Here is an 18,670-nt window from a genome sequence, read left to right as displayed (position 1 = left end):
GAAGATACGTGCACGATTCCGGGATGACGCGCCGCGAGGACGGCGTTGCGGCTGACGTGCGCGCCATCCTCGCCACCGCCGCGGGCGGTCCCGACGTCCTCGAGCTCCGCGACGTGCCCGACCCCGAGCCAGGCCCCGACCAGGTGCTCGTCCGCGTCGCCGCCGCCGGCGTGAACTTCATCGACACCTACCGGCGCAGCGGGCTGTACCGCGTGCCGTTCCCGCACGTCGTGGGCGCCGAAGGGTCCGGCGAGGTCGTCGCCGTCGGAGCGGACGTCACGCTGGTGGCCCCCGGCGACCGCGTCGCGTGGGCGTCCTCGCCCGGTGCCTACGCCGAGCTCGCGCTGGTCGCCGAGCGCGACGTGCTCGTCGTCCCCGAGGGCGTCGACGACCAGGTCGCCGCGGCGCTGCCCCTGCAGGGCATGACGGCGCACTACCTCGTCACGTCGTCCTTCCCCGTGGCACCCGGTCACGACGTGCTCGTGCACGCCGCCGCGGGCGGCGTCGGGCTGCTGCTGACGCAGCTCGCGGCCCAGCGGGGCGCGCGCGTCATCGCGACCGTCGGCACCGCGGAGAAGGAGGCGCTCGCGCGCGAGGCCGGCGCCTCCGACGTGATCCGCTACCGCGAGCTCGACGACCTCACCGCCGAGCTGCCCGCGCTCGTGCGCGGCCTCACCGGCGGCCGCGGCGTGCACGCCGTCTACGACTCGGTCGGCAAGGACACCTTCGACGCGTCGCTCGCGGCGCTCGCCCGGCGCGGCACGCTCGTGCTGTTCGGCGCGTCGTCCGGCCCGGTGCCGCCGTTCGACCCGCAGCGGCTCAACTCCGGCGGCTCGCTCTTCCTCACGCGTCCGACGCTCGGCGACCACACCGCCACGCGTGACGAGCTCGACTGGCGCGCCCGCGAGCTGTTCGACGCGGTCCTCGCCGGGACGCTCGACGTGCGGATCGGCGCCACGTTCCCGCTGGCCGACGCGGCCGACGCCCACCGCGCGCTCGAGTCGCGCGCCACCACCGGAAAGGTCTTGATCCTCCCGTGACCACCCTCCCCACCCTCGACCACGTCGACGGGTCCGTCGTCGGCCCGCGCGCGCTCCACGTCGAGGTCTGGTCCGACATCGCGTGCCCGTGGTGCTTCATCGGCAAGCGCCGGTTCGCCTCCGCGCTCGCCGCGTTCCCGCACCGCGCGCACGTCCGTGTCACGTGGCGGTCGTACGAGCTCTCCCCCGACACCCCCACCGGGCCGGGACGTCCCGAGGTCGACGCGCTCGTCGAGCACAAGGGCCTGCCCGCCGACCGCGTGCGCGAGATGTTCGCCCACGTGACGGCCGTGGCCGCGGGCGAGGGCCTCGCGTACGACTTCGACCGCGCGCTCGCGTTCAACACGTTCGACGCGCACCGGCTCGTGCACGTCGCCGCCGAGGCCGGCGGGGCGCCGCTCGCGGACGCGCTCGTCGAGACGCTGTTCTCGGCGCACTTCGAGCACGGGCGCGACCTCGGCGACCCGGCGACCCTCGTCGAGCTCGCCGCCGCCGCGGGCTTCGGCGCGACCGGGCTGTCCGACGACGACGTCCGGGAGGTGCTCGACGGTGACCGCGCCGCCGACGCGGTCCGGGCCGACGAGGCGCAGGCGCGCCTGCTCGGCGTCACCGGCGTGCCGTTCTTCGTCGTGGACCGGCGCATCGCCGTGTCCGGCGCGCAGCCCGCGGCCGTCTTCACGCAGCTGCTCGAGGCCGCGTGGCGCGAGGCGAACCCCCTCACCGTGCTGGGCGACCCCGACGCGGCGGCGTGCACGGACGACTCCTGCGCGATCTGAGCGCCGATCCCCTCCCGGGGCGCCGTCGTCCGGCCTAGGGTCACGCCATGACCACCACGCCCGACGACGTGCGCCCCGCCCCCCGGACCGACCCGCTCGGGGTCGTCGTCCCCTCGTCCGTGCCGACCCACTGGTACAACCTCGCGGCCGACCTGCCCGAGCCGTGCCCGCCTGCGCTGCACCCCGGCACGCGCGAGCCGCTCACGCCCGACGACCTGGCCCCGCTGTTCCCGATGGCGCTCATCGCGCAGGAGGTGACGACCGAGCGCTGGGTCGAGATCCCGCAGACCGTGCGCGAGCTGTACGCGCTGTGGCGGCCGTCGCCGCTGGTCCGGGCCGTGCGGCTGGAGCGCGCGCTCGGCACGCCCGCGCGGATCTACTACAAGTACGAGGGCGTCAGCCCGGTCGGGTCGCACAAGCCGAACACGGCCGTCGCGCAGGCGTACTACAACGCGGTCGAGGGGATCACGAAGCTCACGACCGAGACCGGAGCCGGCCAGTGGGGCGCGTCGCTGTCGATGGCGTGCTCGCTGCTCGGGCTCGAGTGCGAGGTGTGGCAGGTGCGCGCGTCGTACGACGCCAAGCCGTACCGCCGCATGCAGATGGAGACGTACGGCGGCGCGTGCCACCCGTCCCCGTCCGACCTGACCGAGGCCGGTCGCGCGATGCTCGCCGCCGATCCCGAGACCACCGGGTCGCTCGGCATGGCGATCAGCGAGGCCGTCGAGGCCGCCGCGACGAACCCCGCCGCGCACTACGCGCTCGGGTCGGTGCTCAACCACGTGCTGCTGCACCAGTCCGTCATCGGCCAGGAGGCCCTCGCGCAGCTCGACGAGCTCGGCGAGACCGCCGACGTCGTGTTCGGCTGCGCGGGCGGCGGGTCGAACCTCGGCGGGCTCGCGTTCCCGTTCCTCGGCCGCAACCTGCGCGACGGCGCGACCACGCGCGTCGTCGCGTGCGAGCCCGCGGCGTGCCCGTCGATGACGCAGGGCGAGTACCGGTACGACTTCGGCGACGTCGCCGGGCTCACCCCGCTGCTCAAGATGCACACGCTCGGCAAGGACTTCGTGCCGCCGCCGATCCACGCGGGCGGCCTGCGCTACCACGGCATGGCGCCGATGGTGTCGCACGCCTACGAGCTCGGGCTGCTGTCCGCGATCGCCGTCGAGCAGGAGGACGCGTTCGCCGCGGGTGTCGAGTTCGCGCGCGCCGAGGGGATCATCCCCGCGCCCGAGTCGACGCACGCCGTCGCCGGCGCCCTCGCGCACGCGCGTGCCGCCACCGAGGCGGAGACGATCGTCATCGGCCTGTCGGGCAACGGCATCCTCGACCTGCCCGCGTACCACCAGTACGTCTGACGCGGGGGGCGCGGCCCGGGCGACGGACCCGGGCCGCGCACCCGCATCAGGGGACCGCGAGCGCGACCGGCTCGTCGTGCGCCGCCGGCGCGACCCCGACCGGCTCGTCGTGGCCCACCGACGTGACCGCGACCTGGCCGAAGAAGGCCACCTCGTGCGCGCACGACGTCGCGAAGGCCGCGACCATCCGCGAGCGCGTCCCCGGGTCCGCGTGCTGGGCCGCCGCGTCGGCGAGCCGGCACGCGTGCGCGGCGTGGTCGGTGAACGGCGCGCTGCCGTAGGTCGCGACCCAGTCCCGGTAGGGGTGCCCGGGGACGCCGTCCGCCCGGGCGAGCAGCGCCACGCCGACCTCGGCGTACAGCCAGTAGCAGGGCAGCACCGCGGCGACCACCTCGGCGTACGACCCGTGCGCCGCGACCGCCGCCAGGTGGTCCACGTAGGCGCGGGTGACCGCCGACGTCGGCGTCGACGGGCGGACGTCCGCGCGGGCGAGGTACGTCTCGTGCAGGCTGCGCTCGACCGCGAGGCACGAGTGCGCACCGCGGGCGAAGAACTCCTGCGCGTCCGGCGTCGGCGCGAGCGTGGACGCCCGCGCGAGCACGCGCGAGTACGCGGTGAGGTAGAGCGCGTCCTGGTGCAGCTGCTCGGCGAACGCCTCGAAGGGGAGCGTGCCGTCGGCCAGGCCGCGCACGAGCGGCTGGTCGAGCGACTCGGCGCAGGCCGCGACGAGCACGCCGTCGACCTCGTCGGTGAACGGGGGCAGCCCGAGCGTGGGCACGTGGTGGAGGTGGTCGACGGGCCCGTGCCCCGAACCGACCTGCAGCGCCTCGCCCGCCGCGATCGCACCACCGAGCCAGTGCTTGGCGTCGCGGGCCGCCGACGCCCAGTCGCGACGCCGGGGACGCAACGCCGCGAGCGCGGCCGAGAGCGAGCAGCCGGTGCCGTGCGTGCTGGTCGTCGCCACGCGCGTGCCCGGGAGCTCGACGACGCCGGCGCCGTCGACGAGCGCGTCGGGGCTCTGCGGCCCCGAGAGGTGGCCGCCCTTGACCAGGACGGTCACGCCCGCCGTGCGGGACAGCCGTCCCGCCTGCGAGACCGCGTCCGTCCACGTGCTCGCGACCGGCTCGTCGGCGAGCACCGCCAGCTCGGGCAGGTTGGGCGTCACGACGTCCGCGAGCGCGACGAGACGGCGCACTGCGGCCACCGCGTCGTCGTCGAGGAGCCGGTCACCGCTGGTCGCCACCATGACGGGGTCGAGCACGACGAACGGCGGCCGGTGACGCGTCAGCCAGTCCCCCACCTCGTCGGCCACGGCCGCGTTCGCGAGCATGCCGATCTTCACCGCGTCGACGGTGACGTCGTCCGACACCGCGTCGAGCTGCGCGCGCAGGAACGCCACGTCCGGCACGCGCACCTCGCGGACGCCGTGCGTGTTCTGCGCGACGAGCGCCGTGACGACCGCCATGCCGTAGGCGCCGTGCGCGGCGAACGACTTGAGGTCGGCCTGGATGCCGGCCCCGCCGGTCGGGTCGGTCCCGGCGATCGACAGGACGCGCGGGCGCGACCCTGAGGCGGCCGTACCGGGCCCGCTCATCGCACGGCCTCCGCTCGCGCGCCCGCCGCACCGGTCGTGGCGACCCCGCGCGCGACGTCCTCCCGCCCGACACCGTCGTCGACGGCGACGACCGGCTCGCCGTCGACGCCGGACGCGCTCCGACGGACCGTCGCCCTCCACGCGCCGACGAGGTCCGCCGCGGCGCGCGCCGGGTCCGCCGCCGCGCAGACCGCCGACACGACCGCGATGCCGTGGGCCCCCGCGCGGTGCACGTCGGCCACGTCCGCGACCCCGAGCCCGCCGATCGCGACGACGGGCAGGGGGCTGCGGCGGACGGCCGCACGCAGGCCGTCCAACCCGAGCGGCGGGCCCGCGTCCGGCTTTGTCGGGGTGCCGCGCACGGGCCCCGCGCCGACGTAGTCGACGACGGCGGGGTCGACCTCCGCGAGGTGCTCGGCGGTCGCCGCGGACACGCCGACGACCGCGTCGGGGCCGAGGAGCCGGCGGACGTCGGCGACGTCGAGGTCACTTTGGCCCACGTGCACCCCGGCGACCGCGCAGCCACGGGAACGGGCGGCGAGCGCGACGTCGACCCGGTCGTCGACGATCACGAGCGCGTCCGTGCCCTCGACCGCGCGCGTGACGTCGACGGTGAGCGCGACCAGGTCGCGGACCGGCGCGCGCTTGGCGCGCACCTGCAGCACGCGGACGCCCGCGCCGACCGCGACCCGGGCGACGTCGGCGGGGCGGCGCGCCGCGGCCGCACAGGTGTCCGCGTCGACGACGAGGTACGGCCCGTCGGGCAGCACGCGGCTCACGCGGGCACCCCGGCGCGCTCGACCGTCGCGGCGGACACGACGCGGGCCGCGAGGTCGTCGGGAGCGACGCCGGCGAGGTGGTCGACGAGCGCCACCTGGAACGACGCGGGACCGGCGGCGGCGACCGCGGCCCGCTCGGCGGCGAGGCCCAGCAGCGTCGTCGCTCCGACCGCGGCGACGAGCGGCTCGGTGACCGCGGCGAACGCGGCGGTCAGCCCGCCGAGCGCGCACCCGGCGCCCGTGATCCGGGTCAGCAGCGGGTGGCCGACCGCGAGCCGCACCTCGTGCTCGCCGTCCGTCACGAGGTCGACCGGACCTGAGACGGCGACGACCGTCCCGTGCCGTCCCGCGAGACCGGCCGCCGCCTCTCGGGCGGCGTCGACTCCGTCGCGCGCGTCGACGCCGCGGCCCGCGGAGAACCGGCCCGCGAGCGCACGCACCTCGCTCGCGTTGCCGCGCACGACGGCGGGGCGCTCGGCCACGAGCCGCGACGCGAGTCGCGTGCGGACGGACAGCACGCCCACGGCGACCGGGTCGAGCACCCACGGCGTGCGCGCCCCGACGGCGGTCGCGACGGTCGGCTCGACGCACGCCCGCAGGTCGGGGTCGAGCGTGCCGAGGTTGACGAGGACGGCGCCCGCGACGCCCGCGAGCTCCTCCGCCTCGCCGGGCACGGCCGCCATGGCGGGCGACGCACCCACCGCCAGCAGGCTGCTCGCGACCAGGTTCGTCGTGACCTCGTTCGTCAGGCACTGGACGAGCGGCGTGGCCGCGCGGACCGCGGCGAGCGCCTCGCCGGCGGCATGGGCGAGCGCGAGCGCGTCGCCGTGCGGTTCGGTGGACGGGTAGGCAGACGTCATCGCGACGACATCCCTTCGCTAGTACGAACTAGATCAGGTTCGGCGGGTGTGATCTCAGCCCCTGGTCCGCCCGGGTCGGGCGGCGCGGGGCACCCCGTGTCAGTGCTCTCAGGCTAGCCACGACGCCGACGACCCGTCGGCCCACCGCTCACCAGGTGGACCGACGGGTCGTCGGAGGTCGTGCCGGCAGATCGTGCCGGCGGGTCGTGCGGACGGGCTACCGGACGGTGCCCCAGGTGGTGCCGCCCCCGGACACCGTGCCGCGGTGCTCGAACCAGACGACGCGGTCGTCGGGGTCGACCCACCCGGCGACGGCGGGCACGGCCAGCGGGTCGGGAGCCCAGACGCCGCCGGGCGTGTGCCGCAGCTCGGGCGGCTCCCACGGCTGCGGCCCGTGCGTGGCGAGCGGCAGGGGGCGTCGGTCGGTGCGCGACGGGTCGGCCATGGGTCCAGCGTCCTCCGTCTGTCGCTTCCGGCACATGGGACGAAAGGCCGGAATGCGACGGAGGCCCGACCGCCGCGCCGTCGTGGGCGGGCGGCCGGGCCTCCGGCCGGTGCGTCAGCGCGTGACGCGCACGGTCACCGGGTCACTCGTGCTCGGTGCGACGTTCGGGTCGCTGGGCACGAAGGTCGCGGTGTACGTGTGCGAGCCGACGCTCGCGTCGTGCGGCACGCGGCCGACCGCGACGCCGAGGACGACGTCGTGCCGGCTCACCACGGTCGAGCCCTCGCGGATCTCGACCTTCCCGGACGGGATCCGCAGGTTCTCCTGGACGACGCCCGCGACGAGCAGCGTCGGCAGGAGCGAGCCCTGCTTCTGCGTCGTCCGGGTCGCGACCAGGCCGGTGTGCGTCTTGACCTGCGTGACGGTCACGGTCACGGGGTCGGACTGCGACGGCGCGACGTCGGCGGTGCCGGCGAACCGGGCGACGACCTCGTAGGTCCCGGCAGGCGTGCTCGCCGGGAGCGTGAACGTCGCCGTGCCCTTCTTCGACAGCGTCTGCGAGCCGAGCACCGTGTCACCGGCGACGAACTCGACGGTGGCACCCGTCACGGAGGCCTCGGACGTGACCGTCGCCGTGAACGTGACCTTCGACTTGCCGAACACCTGGCTGGTCGGCTTCGCGGTGAGGGTCGTCGTGGACGACGCCCGGCCCTCCTCGACCGTGAGCGGGAGCGTCACCGTGGTGCCGCTGGGGCTCGCGACGAGCGTGAGGACGTGCTCGCCCGCCGGCACGCTCTCCGGGACGGTCACGGCGACGGTCGCCGCGCCGTTCGTCACGGTCGCCGTGCCGATCGACTGGCCGTCGACCCGCACGTCGAGCGACGTGTTGAGCGGCGAGCCGAGGCTCGTCAGGTCCAGCCCGGTGACGTCGAACGCGAGCTGGCCGCCCGCCTCGACGGTCGTCGGCACGTCGGCCAGGCCGACGGCCTGCCGCGCGAAGTCCGGCGACAGGTTCGGGTGCGCCTGGAGGTAGGCGATCCACGCGTCCCGGTCGATGAGGCCGGAGTCCGCCGTGTCGGCGCCGTCCTCGAACACCCGGAAGTTGTCACCGCCCTGCGCGAGGAACGAGAACGTGCCGACGCGGTACTCGGCGTCCGGGTCGAGCGGCTCACCGTTCACGGTGACCGACGTGATGTGCGAGCCGAGCGGCGCGTCGGGGTCGTACGTGTAGGTGACGTTCGACGACAGGCCGAGCTGCAGGTACGGCCGGCTCGGGATGGTGCCGTCCCGGTTGGTCTGCCACTGCTGCTCGAGCATCGTCTTGACCTGGTCGCCCGTGAGGGTCGTGGTCCAGAGGTTGTTGACGAACGGCAGGACCGCGTTGGCCTCGGCGTAGGTGATGACGCCGTCGGGCGCGGAGAAGAGCTCGTTGCGCAGGCCGCCCGGGTTGACGACGCCGATCTCGGCGCCGCCGCGCTCGGGTGCGGCGAGCGTGTCGAGCAGCGAGTTCGCGACCAGGCCGCCGAGGGTCGACTCCTTGGACCGGTCGTCGCGGCCGGTGCTGGGCAGCGGGCCCGAGCCGACGTAGACGCCGTCGACGTAGGAGCCGCCCGAGTACGCGGTCGTGATGTCCGCGGTGACCGAGCCGACGGGCTGGTTGCCCACGACGGCCGCGTACGCGAGCGCGTCGGTGACGATCTGGTTGACCGCCGCGACGCGCGGGAAGGTGCTGATGAGCGTCGCGTCGGCGTCCGTGGTGCGCGGCACGTTGGTCTGCGTGTGCGCCGTGACCTCGTCGGTCTCCGGGTCGTACGTCAGCACGACCTTGCCGATGAACTCGCCGTAGGAGCCGGTCTGGACGATCGGCCGCGTGCGGTCGGCGTCACCGGGGACCGGGCCCTCCCACGCGTACTGCTTGTGGGTGTGGCCCGTGAAGATCGCGTCGACCGCGGCCGACGTGTCCTCGACGATCGCCGCGAAGGCGCCGCCCGCGGCGACCTCCTCCTCGAGCGTGGCGCCGTCGGGCGTACCCGCCCCGGCCCCCTCGTGGTACTCGGCGATGACGACGTCAGCCTCGCCGTTCGCGGCGTCGCCGTCGGTGAGCTGCGCCGCGACGCGGTTGACCGCCTCGACGGGGTCGCCGAAGTCGAGCGTCGCGATCCCGCCCGGCGTGACGAGCGTCGGGGTCTCCTCGGTGACGGCGCCGATGACGCCGACCGTCACGCCGCCCAGGTCGAGCAGCGCGTACTCCGGCAGCGCCGGGGTCGTCGTGCCCTTCTGGTAGACGTTCGCGCCGAGGTACGTGAAGTCGGCCTCCGGGACCACGCGGTCCGTGAGGTCGGCGAACCCGCCGTCGAACTCGTGGTTGCCGACCGCGGAGGCGCGCAGCTCGAGTGCGTTCAGCACGTCGATCGTCGGCTGGTCCTGCTGGACGGCCGACGCGAACAGCGACGCGCCGATGTTGTCGCCCGCCGACAGGAACGCGACCGGGCCGGCGGCCGCCGCACGCTCCTTCTCGACCGTGCCCGCGAACTTCACCGTGTTGGCGTCGATGCGCCCGTGGAAGTCGTTGATGTTGAGGAACGTCAGGTCGACCGGGCCGGTGTTGTCCCCGGCGGTGAGGCCGACGACGACCGGGTCGTGGTCGGACGAGCGGTACACGTCGTCCGCGTAGAAGAGCGTGCCGTGGTAGTTGTACCGGCTGTACTCCAGCGCGATGGACTCCTCGGCGTTGATCTCCCAGACGTCCGCCCCGGTCGCGCGCTCGCGCGCCGCGGCGTTGAGCAGGACGTGGTCGAGCGACCCGGACAGCCCGGAGAACGTGTACGACCACTGCCCCGGCGCGAGCTGGTCGACCGCGTCGACGTAGCCGGCGTCGTAGAGCACCTGCAGCGGGTCCTCGTGCGTGTAGGCGTTGAAGTCGCCGACGAGCGCGACGGCCTCGGTGTCGCCCTGGATCGTCGGCACCCAGTCGCGCAGCGCGGTCGCCTGGCGGACCCGCGACTCGTTCGACGCACCCTGCCCGTCGCCCGTGTCCGCGTCGCCCGGCCACGGGCCGGCCGAGCCCTTCGACTTCAGGTGGTTGACCACGACCAGCACGGGCTCGCCGCCCGCGACCGGCGTGAACGCCTGCGCGATGGGCTCCCGCGCGTTGGCGAACGCCTGACCGTCGGCGCTGGCCGTGCCGAGCGCGTGGGCGTCGCCCGTCCGCTCGACCGACGCGGTGCGGTAGATCAGCGCGTTCGTGATGGTGTCCTGCAGCTCGACGGCGGGCAGGTCCGCCGACGACGGGACGAACGCCCACGTGCCGGCACCCGCCTCGGCGTTGAGCGCGTCGACCAGGGTGCCGAGCGCCTCGTCCGGGACACCGTCGACGACCGCGGAGTTCTCGATCTCGAGGAGCCCGACGACGTCGGCGTCGAGCGCGTTGATCGCTGCGACGATCTTGTCCTGCTGACGCTGGAGGTCCGCCGGGTCCCACGCGCCGCGCTGGTCGCAGCCCGTGTCGACCGTGACGGGGTCACCGGTGCGGTCGCGGAACGGGACGCACGTCGCGCCCTGCGCGCCGAGCGTCGTGAAGTAGTTGAGCACGTTGAACGACGCGACCTTGACGTCCCCGCCGACGTCGGCGGGCGACGCGGTGCGGTCGTTCTCGAAGGTCACGGGCGCGGGCCTGCCGGCCACGTACTGGCTGGTCGGGTTGAGCTTCCACGCGTTGTTCCGGTAGTCGACGATGACCGGCGCCTGGAACGACGCGGCCGCACCGACGCGGACCGGGTTCGTGAGCGACACGTACGGCGGCGTCTGCGACTGGTTCGCCGACGACAGGAAGTTCGTCGTCGCGCCGTCGTCGAGCACGACCCCGCGCGCCGCGTTGTCCGCGACCGTCGCCGTCGCCTCGGCCGAACCCGGCCGCCCGACCTCGGTCGGCTGGAGCAGCGGCGTGGTGCCGGCCGCGAGCCCGACCTCGCCGTACTGGTTGGTCGAGAAGGTGTTCGCGACCGTGAAGTCGCCGGTCGGCTGGAGCAGCATCGACTCGATCGCCTCGCGGCCCCCGGCCGACGTGGGCCAGCCGCCGCTGAGCGGCGTGACCGTGCCCGGCGTCGCGATCTTCTCGACGCCACCCGCCGCGACCGTGATCTCGGTGAGCCCGTTGAACTCACTCACGACACCGGTGACCTCGACGTGGTCGCCGATCGCGACCGACCCGACGGTCGCCGAGGAGAACACGAAGACCGCGTCCGACGCCGTGCGCGCCGGGTCGAGCGCGCCGCCCGTGCCGGCCGTCTGGATGACGTAGCCGTTGAAGCCGCCCGTCGGGTACGCCGCCGTGACGACACCCGTCGTCGTCACGGTCGCGCCCTGCAGCGGCGACGCGGCGCCCGTGCCCTGGATCTCGGCGATCGTGTACTCGCCGTCGCCCGGCTCGCCCGGGTCGGTGCCGCCGCCTCCGGACTTCTCCGGCGTGGGCGTGCCCGCCGTGAAGTCGGCCGCGTTGTTCGCGGTGTTCGTGTGCGTCGCGTTCCGCGACACCGACGTGCTGTTCGACGCCGCGGGCGCCGCGCCGGTCCCGCTGAAGTCGGTCGCGGTGCCGTAGCCCACGAGGTCGACGACCGCCGCCTGCGCGCTGCACGGGTTGGCCGCCGCACCGCACGTGAGCGCGGTCGCGCTCGACGTGAGCGCGACCTTGCCGTTGGACGCCCCCATGAGCGTCGTGCCCTCGACGTCGACCTCGAACGCGGCCCCCGTCGCGCCCGAGCCCATGCCGACCAGCAGGCGGTCGCCGGCCGCCACGGTGCCCGACAGGCCGGTGACCTGCCACGACGTCCCGGTGGCCGACGCGTACTGCACCGCCCACCCGTCGACGCTGACGGGTGCGGTGCTGACGTTCACCAGCTCGACGAAGTCCCGGTTGAACGGCGCGCCGGAGTTGCCGCCCCCGCCGTACACCTCGTTGATCACCAGTGGCGCGGTGGGTGACGGCGCCGCTGCCGCCTGTGTCGCCGCGGCCAGTGACCCGGCCGCCGCCAGCGCGAGGGCTGCGAGGCCCCCGGTCGCCGACTTCACTCCTGCGTGCACGTCGAGCTCTCCTTCATCGGGGGCACAAGAGGAGCCCGCTCGTGGCGGGCCACCAGTCACCTTCACCTGTGCGTCCGATTCGAGGCAACTACTCATCGGTAACCGTTTGGTGAACTCGTCCCACGTCCGACGACTTCGTCCCGGTCCGCGCGTCCACCCGAGTGATGCCCAGGGACGACGACGGCCCCGCGACCGGTGTCGGGTCGCGGGGCCGTCGCTGCTGGTGAGCGAGGGGCGTCAGGCCCGCAGGGTCGCCCCGAACCGGCGCTGCGCCTCGGCGACGACCGCCTCCCGCACGCCCGCGGTCTCCTGCGCGGTCAGCGTGCGGTCGGCGGCGCGCAGCCGCAGCGAGAACGCGAGCGAGCGTGTCCCGTCGGGCACCTGGTCGCCGACGTAGACGTCGAACAGGCGCACGTCCTCGACGACGTCCCCCGCGGGACCCGCCGCCGCGCCGACGCGCACCGCGTCGAGCACGTCGGCCGCCGGGACCGTCGCGGGGACGACGAGCGCGACGTCCTCCTTCGCGAGCGGGAACGCCGACACCGGGTGCGCCTGCGTCGGCTCGGCGGGCGCCGCCGCGAGCAGCACGTCGAGGTCGAGCTCGAACGCCGCTGCGCGCGCGGGCAGCCCGTGCGCCGCGACGACGTTCGGGTGCAGCTCGCCCGCGTGCCCGACGAGCGTGCCGTCCGCGAGCGTGATCCGCGCGCAGCGCCCGGGGTGCCACGGCAGGTGCTCGCTGTCCGCGCTCAGGACGACGTCCACCCCGACGACCTCGGCCACCCGACGAGCCGCCGCGATCGCGTCGGTGTGGTCGGCGCGACGGCCGCTCCCCCACCACCCGGCGGGCTCCACGGCGCCCGCGAGCACCCCCGCGACGCGACGCGGCTGCGGCGGGACGGCGGCCTCGATCGCCGCGAGGTCGTCGTCGCTCGGGCGCACGCCCCCCGGCAGGCGCGGGGCCGCCGGGGCGTCCGGCGCGGGCCGCGTGACGAGCCCGATCTCGAACACCGCGAGGTCCGTCTGGCCGCGACCCACGTTGCGACGTGCCGCGTCGAGCAGTGTGACCAGCAGGTTGGTCCGCAGGAACTGGTGCGACTCCGCGAGGGGGTTCACGAGCCGGACGGCACGACGACGGTCGTCGTCCGCGGGCAGGGCGAGCGCGTCGAGCTGCTCGGTCGAGACGAACGGGTACGTCAGCACCTCGACGAAGCCCGCCTCGGCGAGCGCCCGCGCGACCGAGCGGCGCGTGCGCTGGCCGTCGGTCAGGCCGCGACCGGCGGGGGCGACGGGCAGCGTCGACGGGATCGCGTCGTAGCCGCGCAGCCGCGCGACCTCCTCGACGAGGTCGACCGGCACGACCAGGTCGGGCCGCCACGACGGCACCCGGACCGCGAGCGCGCCCTCGCCAGCGTCGGACACCTCGGCGCCGATCTGGATGAGGACGTCGCGCACCTCGTCGGCCGTGTACGGCACACCGACGAGCCGGCCGGGCAGGTCGACGGGCAGCGTGATCGTGGGCGGCTCGGTCGTGCGGTCCACGTCGGTCGTCCCCGCGTCGGGGACGCCGCCGCCGTGCTCGACCAGCAGCTCGACGACCCTGGCGACCGCGACGCGCGGCAGCTGGGGGTCGACGCCGCGCTCGTAGCGCTTCGCGGCCTCGCTCGACAGCTTGTGCCGACGCGCGGTGCGCGCGACCGTGACCGGGTCCCAGTGCGCGGCCTCGACCAGCACGTCGACCGTGTCCGGCCCGACCTCGCTGTCCCCGCCGCCCATGACGCCCGCGAGCCCGATGATCCGCGCGGCACGCGCACCCTCGGGGCTGTCGGTGACCAGCAGGTCCTCGGGGTCGAGCGCCCGGTCCACGCCGTCGAGCGTGAGCAGGCGCTCGCCCGCACGCGCGCGCCGCACGACGATCGGCTCCGCGACCTTGGCCAGGTCGTACGCGTGCAGCGGCTGGCCGAGGTCGAGCATGACGTAGTTCGTCGCGTCGACCGCGAGCCCGATGGGCCGCATGCCCGCCTGCGTGAGGCGGCGCTGCATCCACTGCGGCGACGGGTCGTTCGCCCGCACCCCGCGCACGACCTGCGCGACGAACCGGTCCGACCCGGGCACGCCGTGGATCGGCGCGTCGTCGTCGAGCTCGACGGCGACGCCGCCGGACACGGGCTCGCGCTGCTCGGGCGTCGTGAGTCCACGGTCGGTGAACGCGGCACCCGTCGAGTGCGCGTACTCACGGGCGACTCCGCGCATCGAGAACGCGTACCCGCGGTCGGGCGTCACGTTGATCTCGAGGACCTCGTCACCCAGGCCCAGCAGCTCGCGCGCGTCGGTGCCGACGGGCACGTCGAGGCCGAGCGTCGACAGCACGATGATGCCCGCGTGGTCCTCGCCGAGGCCGAGCTCGCGCGCCGAGCAGATCATGCCGTCCGACACGTGCCCGTACGTCTTGCGCGACGTGATCGGAAACGGCCCGGGCAGCACCGCGCCCGGGAGCGCGACGACGACCTTGTCGCCCACGTCGAAGTTGTGCGCGCCGCACACGATGCCGCGCGGTGCCCCGCCGGGCTCGTTGTGCTCGACACCCACGTCGACGCGGCACCAGTTGATCGTCTTGCCGTTCTTCTGCGGCTCGGGCGTGCGCTCGACGACCTCGCCGACCACGAGCGGGCCCGTCACGGCGGCGGCGTGGATCGCCTCCTCCTCGAGCCCGACGCGCACGAGGTCGGCGGCGAGCTGCTCGGCCGTGAGACCGGCGGGCAGGTCGACGTGGTCGGCGAGCCACGTCAGGGGAACGCGGGGCATCAGATCTCCGTCCCGAACTGCGCGGAGAAGCGCACGTCGCCTTCCACCATGTCGTGCATGTCGGCGATGCCGTGGCGCAGCATCAGGGTCCGCTCGATGCCCATGCCGAAGGCGAAGCCCGAGTAGACGTCGGGGTCCACGCCGCACGCCCGCAGGACGTTCGGGTTGACCATGCCGCAGCCGCCCCACTCGATCCAGCCGGGCCCGCCCTTCTTCTGCGGGAACCACAGGTCCATCTCGGCGGACGGCTCGGTGAACGGGAAGAACGACGGCCGCAGACGCGTGCGTGCCTCGGGGCCGAAGATCGCCCGCGCGAAGTGGTCGAGCGTGCCCTTGAGGTGCGCCATCGTCAGGCCCTTGTCGACCGCGAGGCCCTCGACCTGGTGGAACACCGGCGTGTGCGTCGCGTCGAGCGCGTCCGTGCGGAACACCTTGCCGGGGCACGCGATGTACACCGGCAGGTCGCGCTCGAGCAGCGTGCGAGCCTGCACCGGCGACGTGTGCGTGCGCAGCACGAGCCCGGACTCCGGCGGGTCGACGAAGAACGTGTCCTGCATCTGCCGCGCCGGGTGGTCGACGCCGAAGTTCAGCGCGTCGAAGTTGAACCACTCCGACTCGAGCTCGGGGCCTTCGGCGATCTCCCAGCCCATCGCGACGAAGATGTCCGCGATGCGCTCCTGCAGCGTCTCGAGCGGGTGCCGCGCCCCGCGCGGGCGCCGGTCGACGGGCAGCGTCACGTCGACGGTCTCCTCGACCAGGACGCGCGCGTCACGCTCGGCCTCGAGCTGCGTCTGCCGCTCCGCGAGCGCCTGCTGCAGCCGCCCGCGGGCGGCGCCGAGCAGCCGGCCCGCGACGCCCTTGTCGGCCGGCGCGAGGCCACCGATCGCGCGGTTCGCGAGCGCGATCGGGCTGTGCTCACCGAGGTGCGCGAGGCGCGCGGACTTGAGCTCGTCGAGGTCGCCGGCTGCCGTGAACGCGGCCAGGGCCGCCTTCACCGCGAGGTCGACGCCCGCCTCGTCGAGCGGGGACAGGGGTGTGTCGGTCATGCGGACCTTCCAGGGGAGAAGCCGGAGCCCGCGTCCGCGCCACGGACGGACGGGCCCTGACCGGGCGCGCGACAGCGCACCGGCCAGCAGGGAAGTCTAGTGGCGCCCGTCCCGGGCCCTCGTGCCCGTCCGCTCGTCGGCGGTCAGGTCACGCGCGCGTCAGCGCAGCCCGAGGACGGGCCGCGGAAATCGGCGACCACCGGCCGCCCGTGCACGCGTTGACATGCCGCCCATCGTGCCACGGCGGCCCACGTCGCCACGACCTCGAACCGCCGTCGGCCTGGAGCGCTCGCCCCCGGCGGACCGGCGCCCCGTGGGGCTCGGAGCCGCAGCACGCGCCGACGTGCGGCCGCCGCACCACCGCACGCTCAGGCGAACGCGAAGCGCTCCACGACCTCGTAGAGCGGGCCGCCGCCGCGACCGGCACCCGGCCGTGACGCGACCAGGCACAGCTCGTCCACCGTCCACGACGGCCCCTCGTACACGGCCAGCGCCCGCGCGACCCCGCGCGCGACGTCGTGCTCGGTCAGCGGGACGTCGCCGCCCTGCTCCCCCGGCCCGCGACCGCGCGCCGGGCGGGACGACCCGCGCCGCGGCGGCCGCGCGCCGGGCCGGATCCGGGCGATCGTCAGGTGGGGCCGCTCCCGCGGGCGCCGGTCCGGCACCGCGCCCGCCTCGACACCGGCGTCGACGCACGCGCCGCTCAGCCGCCGCTGCGCCTCCACGTCACCGCCCACGCCGACCCACATCGTCCGGTGCGAGAACACGCCCGCACCGCGCAGCGCCAGCGCGAACGGCGCGCGGTCCTGGGCCACGGCGGCCAGGTCCGCGACCAGACCGGGCACGGCCCCGTCGGGGAGGTCGCCGTAGAACGCCGCCGTGAGGTGCCACGTCTCACGCGCGGACCAGCGCACCGCGCTCGACGCCCCCGCCGGGCCGCCCCGGACGGTCGCCAGCGCGAGGTCGAGGTGGTCGAGGACGTCGTCAGGCGGCCACACGGCCGCGAACAGCCTCACGGCGCCACCGGCCGGCTCGGGACGGGGCCCCCGGGTGGTGCGACCCGGGGCGCGGGGGCGGACGGCGGCGCTGCTGTGGGCATCGTGACGGCGTTCGTCGGTACGCCGGGACCATCACCAGAGGTCGGGCTGCCCGACCGCGGACGAGCAGAGTAGCGCGGGCGGGAGCCGGCGCGTGGTCCGCGCGTCGGTGTCAGCGCTGCGCGCGGGCGCTCGCGTAGAGGCACACCGTCGCGGCGGTCGCGAGGTTGAGGGACTCCGCGCGTCCCCGGATCGGGACCCGCACGACGGCGTCGGCGAGCGCGCGGTCCTCGTCGCGCAGCCCCCATGCCTCGTTGCCGAACACCCACGCGGTGGGCGCGGCCAGGTCGGGCACCCCGTCGGCGGCGTGGCCCGCGACGTCGAGGAGGTCGTCGATGTCGTGCTCGCCGGAGCCGTCCGCCGCGAGCACGGTGATGCCGCGCTCCCGCAGCGCGGCGACGGCGACGCCGAGGTCGGCGCCGGTCGCGACGGGCAGGTGGAACAGCGACCCCGCGGTGGAGCGCACCACCTTGGGGTTGTGCAGGTCGACGCTCTCGCGCGTCAGGACGACGGCGTCGGCGCCCGCGGCGTCGGCGGCCCGCACGACCGTGCCGGCGTTGCCGGGGTCACGGACGTGCGCGAGCAGCGCCACCAGGCGCGGCCGGCTCGCGAGCACGTCGTCCAGGCCGACGTCCACGTGGTCGGCGACCGCGAGGACGCCCTGCGCGTCGGCGCTCATGGCGTCGAGCACCTCGGCCGTGCCGGTGCGGACGACGGTGCCCCGGTCGCTCGCGGCGGACACGATCTCGCCGTACCGCTCGGCGGCCGCGTCGGTGACGTACAGGTCGTGCACGCCCACGTGCTCGGCGCGCACGGCCTCGCGCACGGCCTGGGGCCCCTCGACGAGGAACCGCCCCGACCGCGCACGCGCCGGACGCCCGGCCAGCGCCCGCACTGCCTTCACCCGCTCGGCGCGGGGGTTGGTCAGCTCGGGCATCGGCCGGGCGTCCGGGGAGGTGCTGTGCTGCTGCGAGGCAGTCGTCACGCAGCCGACGGCGCGTTGAGGTCGGCGGGCAGCGCGTCCTTGGCGACCTGGACGAGGGCGTTGAACGCCGCCGCGTCGTTGACCGCGAGGTCCGCGAGGACACGACGGTCGACCTCGACACCCGCGAGCTTGAGGCCCTGGATGAGGCGGTTGTACGTCAGGCCCTGCTCGCGCGACGCCGCGTTGATGCGCTGGATCCACAGCTTGCGGAAGTCCGCCTTGCGGACCTTGCGGTCGCGGTAGGCGTAGACGAGCGAGTGGGTGACCTGCTCCTTCGCCTTGCGGTACAGCCGCGAGCGCTGGCCGCGGTAACCGCTGGCCCGCTCGAGGGTCGAACGACGCTTCTTCTGGGCGTTGACCGCCCGCTTCACGCGTGCCACGTGATGCTCCTTGCTTGTCTAGGGCTCGAGTGCCCCGGGGTCGCTCGTCGCGTCCCCGGACGGGTCACTTGCCGAGCAGCTTCTTGATCTTCGGGGTGTCAGCGGCGGAGACGACGACGTCGCCGGCGATGCGGCGGGTGCGACGGCTCGACTTGTGCTCGAGGAGGTGACGGCCGTTGGCCTGCTCACGCATGACCTTGCCGCTGCCGGTGATCCGGAAGCGCTTCTTGGCACCGGAGTGCGTCTTGTTCTTCGGCATGGCTGCCGTGTCTCCTTGTCCATCTCATCGCGCGCGGATCGTGCGCGACTCGTCGTCGTGCGGCTCGGCGGGGAACCGAGCCGGCGTGATCAGGTCGGTCAGCCGGACTGTCCGGGGGCCTGCGGCCGGGGCCGCGGGGCCGGGCGAGGTGCCGGCGGCTTGGGGGTGGC

14 protein-coding genes and 1 riboswitch are annotated in these 18,670 nt (G+C 75.0%); of the genes, 3 read left to right on the top strand and 11 right to left on the bottom strand.

All coding sequences use genetic code 11. From position 1 onward, the window contains the following. The first annotated feature begins 23 nt into the window (after positions 1–23). From OMK64_RS15825 to OMK64_RS15815, 3 genes are read left to right on the top strand one after another with little or no spacing between them, the layout of a single operon-like run. Complete coding sequence (locus tag OMK64_RS15825) at positions 24–1,040, top strand: quinone oxidoreductase family protein (RefSeq protein ID WP_276596132.1); 1,017 nt, start codon at positions 24–26, stop codon at positions 1,038–1,040. Continuing rightward, positions 1,037–1,816, top strand: coding sequence for a DsbA family oxidoreductase (locus OMK64_RS15820; protein WP_272729321.1), 780 nt, complete (start codon positions 1,037–1,039; stop codon positions 1,814–1,816). The genes OMK64_RS15825 and OMK64_RS15820 overlap by 4 nt, the downstream gene beginning before the upstream one ends. A gap of 47 nt (positions 1,817–1,863) precedes the next feature. Continuing rightward, a complete protein-coding gene (locus OMK64_RS15815) occupies positions 1,864–3,174 on the top strand; it encodes a TrpB-like pyridoxal phosphate-dependent enzyme (protein ID WP_272729320.1) in 1,311 nt (436 codons plus the stop codon). A 46-nt stretch (positions 3,175–3,220) separates the two neighbouring features. Here the strand turns inward: OMK64_RS15815 and thiD are convergent, their stop codons facing one another. The 11 genes from thiD to rpmI all read right to left on the bottom strand — a co-directional run bounded on the left by thiD (position 3,221) and on the right by rpmI (position 18,500). Continuing rightward, positions 3,221–4,768 carry a bifunctional hydroxymethylpyrimidine kinase/phosphomethylpyrimidine kinase gene (gene thiD / locus OMK64_RS15810; protein WP_272729319.1) on the bottom strand — a complete coding sequence of 516 codons (1,548 nt, stop codon included), beginning with the start codon at positions 4,766–4,768 and terminating at the stop codon, positions 3,221–3,223. After that, positions 4,765–5,547 carry a thiamine phosphate synthase gene (gene thiE, locus OMK64_RS15805; RefSeq protein ID WP_272729318.1) on the bottom strand — a complete coding sequence of 261 codons (783 nt, stop codon included), beginning with the start codon at positions 5,545–5,547 and terminating at the stop codon, positions 4,765–4,767. The genes thiD and thiE overlap by 4 nt, the downstream gene beginning before the upstream one ends. Then, on the bottom strand, positions 5,544–6,407 hold the full coding sequence (gene thiM, locus OMK64_RS15800) for a hydroxyethylthiazole kinase (RefSeq protein WP_272729317.1): 864 nt from the start codon (positions 6,405–6,407) through the stop codon (positions 5,544–5,546). The genes thiE and thiM overlap by 4 nt, the downstream gene beginning before the upstream one ends. After that, a riboswitch (TPP riboswitch) is annotated at positions 6,401–6,514 on the bottom strand. It overlaps the preceding gene by 7 nt. Before the next feature lie 110 nt (positions 6,515–6,624). Continuing rightward, the gene (locus tag OMK64_RS15795) at positions 6,625–6,852 is read right to left on the bottom strand and encodes a hypothetical protein (RefSeq protein ID WP_272729316.1); all 228 of its coding nucleotides are present in this window, start codon (positions 6,850–6,852) and stop codon (positions 6,625–6,627) included. 114 nt (positions 6,853–6,966) lie between these two features. Next, positions 6,967–11,931, bottom strand: a complete 4,965-nt coding sequence (locus OMK64_RS15790; protein ID WP_272729315.1) for an ExeM/NucH family extracellular endonuclease — start codon at positions 11,929–11,931, stop codon at positions 6,967–6,969. 237 nt (positions 11,932–12,168) lie between these two features. Then, on the bottom strand, positions 12,169–14,733 hold the full coding sequence (gene pheT, locus OMK64_RS15785) for a phenylalanine--tRNA ligase subunit beta (protein WP_272729314.1): 2,565 nt from the start codon (positions 14,731–14,733) through the stop codon (positions 12,169–12,171). Further along, positions 14,733–15,779, bottom strand: coding sequence for a phenylalanine--tRNA ligase subunit alpha (gene pheS / locus OMK64_RS15780; RefSeq protein WP_272729313.1), 1,047 nt, complete (start codon positions 15,777–15,779; stop codon positions 14,733–14,735). Before pheS ends, pheT begins: the two co-directional genes overlap by 1 nt. Positions 15,780–16,147: 368 nt before the next feature. Beyond that, positions 16,148–16,795 carry an RNA 2',3'-cyclic phosphodiesterase gene (gene thpR / locus OMK64_RS15775; protein WP_272729312.1) on the bottom strand — a complete coding sequence of 216 codons (648 nt, stop codon included), beginning with the start codon at positions 16,793–16,795 and terminating at the stop codon, positions 16,148–16,150. Positions 16,796–16,988: 193 nt separating this feature from the next. Then, the gene (locus OMK64_RS15770) at positions 16,989–17,813 is read right to left on the bottom strand and encodes a TrmH family RNA methyltransferase (RefSeq protein ID WP_272729311.1); all 825 of its coding nucleotides are present in this window, start codon (positions 17,811–17,813) and stop codon (positions 16,989–16,991) included. A 44-nt stretch (positions 17,814–17,857) separates the two neighbouring features. After that, positions 17,858–18,241: a 50S ribosomal protein L20 gene (gene rplT / locus OMK64_RS15765; protein WP_272729310.1), complete on the bottom strand. Its 384-nt coding sequence runs from the start codon at positions 18,239–18,241 to the stop codon at positions 17,858–17,860. Positions 18,242–18,305: 64 nt separating this feature from the next. Next, positions 18,306–18,500: a 50S ribosomal protein L35 gene (rpmI, locus tag OMK64_RS15760; RefSeq protein ID WP_013770804.1), complete on the bottom strand. Its 195-nt coding sequence runs from the start codon at positions 18,498–18,500 to the stop codon at positions 18,306–18,308. Positions 18,501–18,670 lie beyond the last annotated feature (170 nt).

Source organism: Cellulomonas fimi, assembly GCF_028527925.1.
Taxonomy (GTDB): Bacteria; Actinomycetota; Actinomycetes; order Actinomycetales; family Cellulomonadaceae; genus Cellulomonas; species Cellulomonas fimi_C.
This window is presented reverse-complemented; position numbering and strand designations above follow the sequence as displayed.

Coding starts and splice junctions, on each gene's coding strand:
- OMK64_RS15825 (WP_276596132.1), top strand. CDS start 24: ATGACGCGCCGCGAGGACGGCGTTGCGGCTGACGTGCGCGCCATCCTC.
- OMK64_RS15815 (WP_272729320.1), top strand. CDS start 1,864: ATGACCACCACGCCCGACGACGTGCGCCCCGCCCCCCGGACCGACCCG.
- thiD (WP_272729319.1), bottom strand. CDS start 4,768: ATGAGCGGGCCCGGTACGGCCGCCTCAGGGTCGCGCCCGCGCGTCCTG.
- thiM (WP_272729317.1), bottom strand. CDS start 6,407: ATGACGTCTGCCTACCCGTCCACCGAACCGCACGGCGACGCGCTCGCG.
- OMK64_RS15795 (WP_272729316.1), bottom strand. CDS start 6,852: ATGGCCGACCCGTCGCGCACCGACCGACGCCCCCTGCCGCTCGCCACG.
- pheT (WP_272729314.1), bottom strand. CDS start 14,733: ATGCCCCGCGTTCCCCTGACGTGGCTCGCCGACCACGTCGACCTGCCC.
- pheS (WP_272729313.1), bottom strand. CDS start 15,779: ATGACCGACACACCCCTGTCCCCGCTCGACGAGGCGGGCGTCGACCTC.
- OMK64_RS15770 (WP_272729311.1), bottom strand. CDS start 17,813: ATGCCCGAGCTGACCAACCCCCGCGCCGAGCGGGTGAAGGCAGTGCGG.
- rpmI (WP_013770804.1), bottom strand. CDS start 18,500: ATGCCGAAGAACAAGACGCACTCCGGTGCCAAGAAGCGCTTCCGGATC.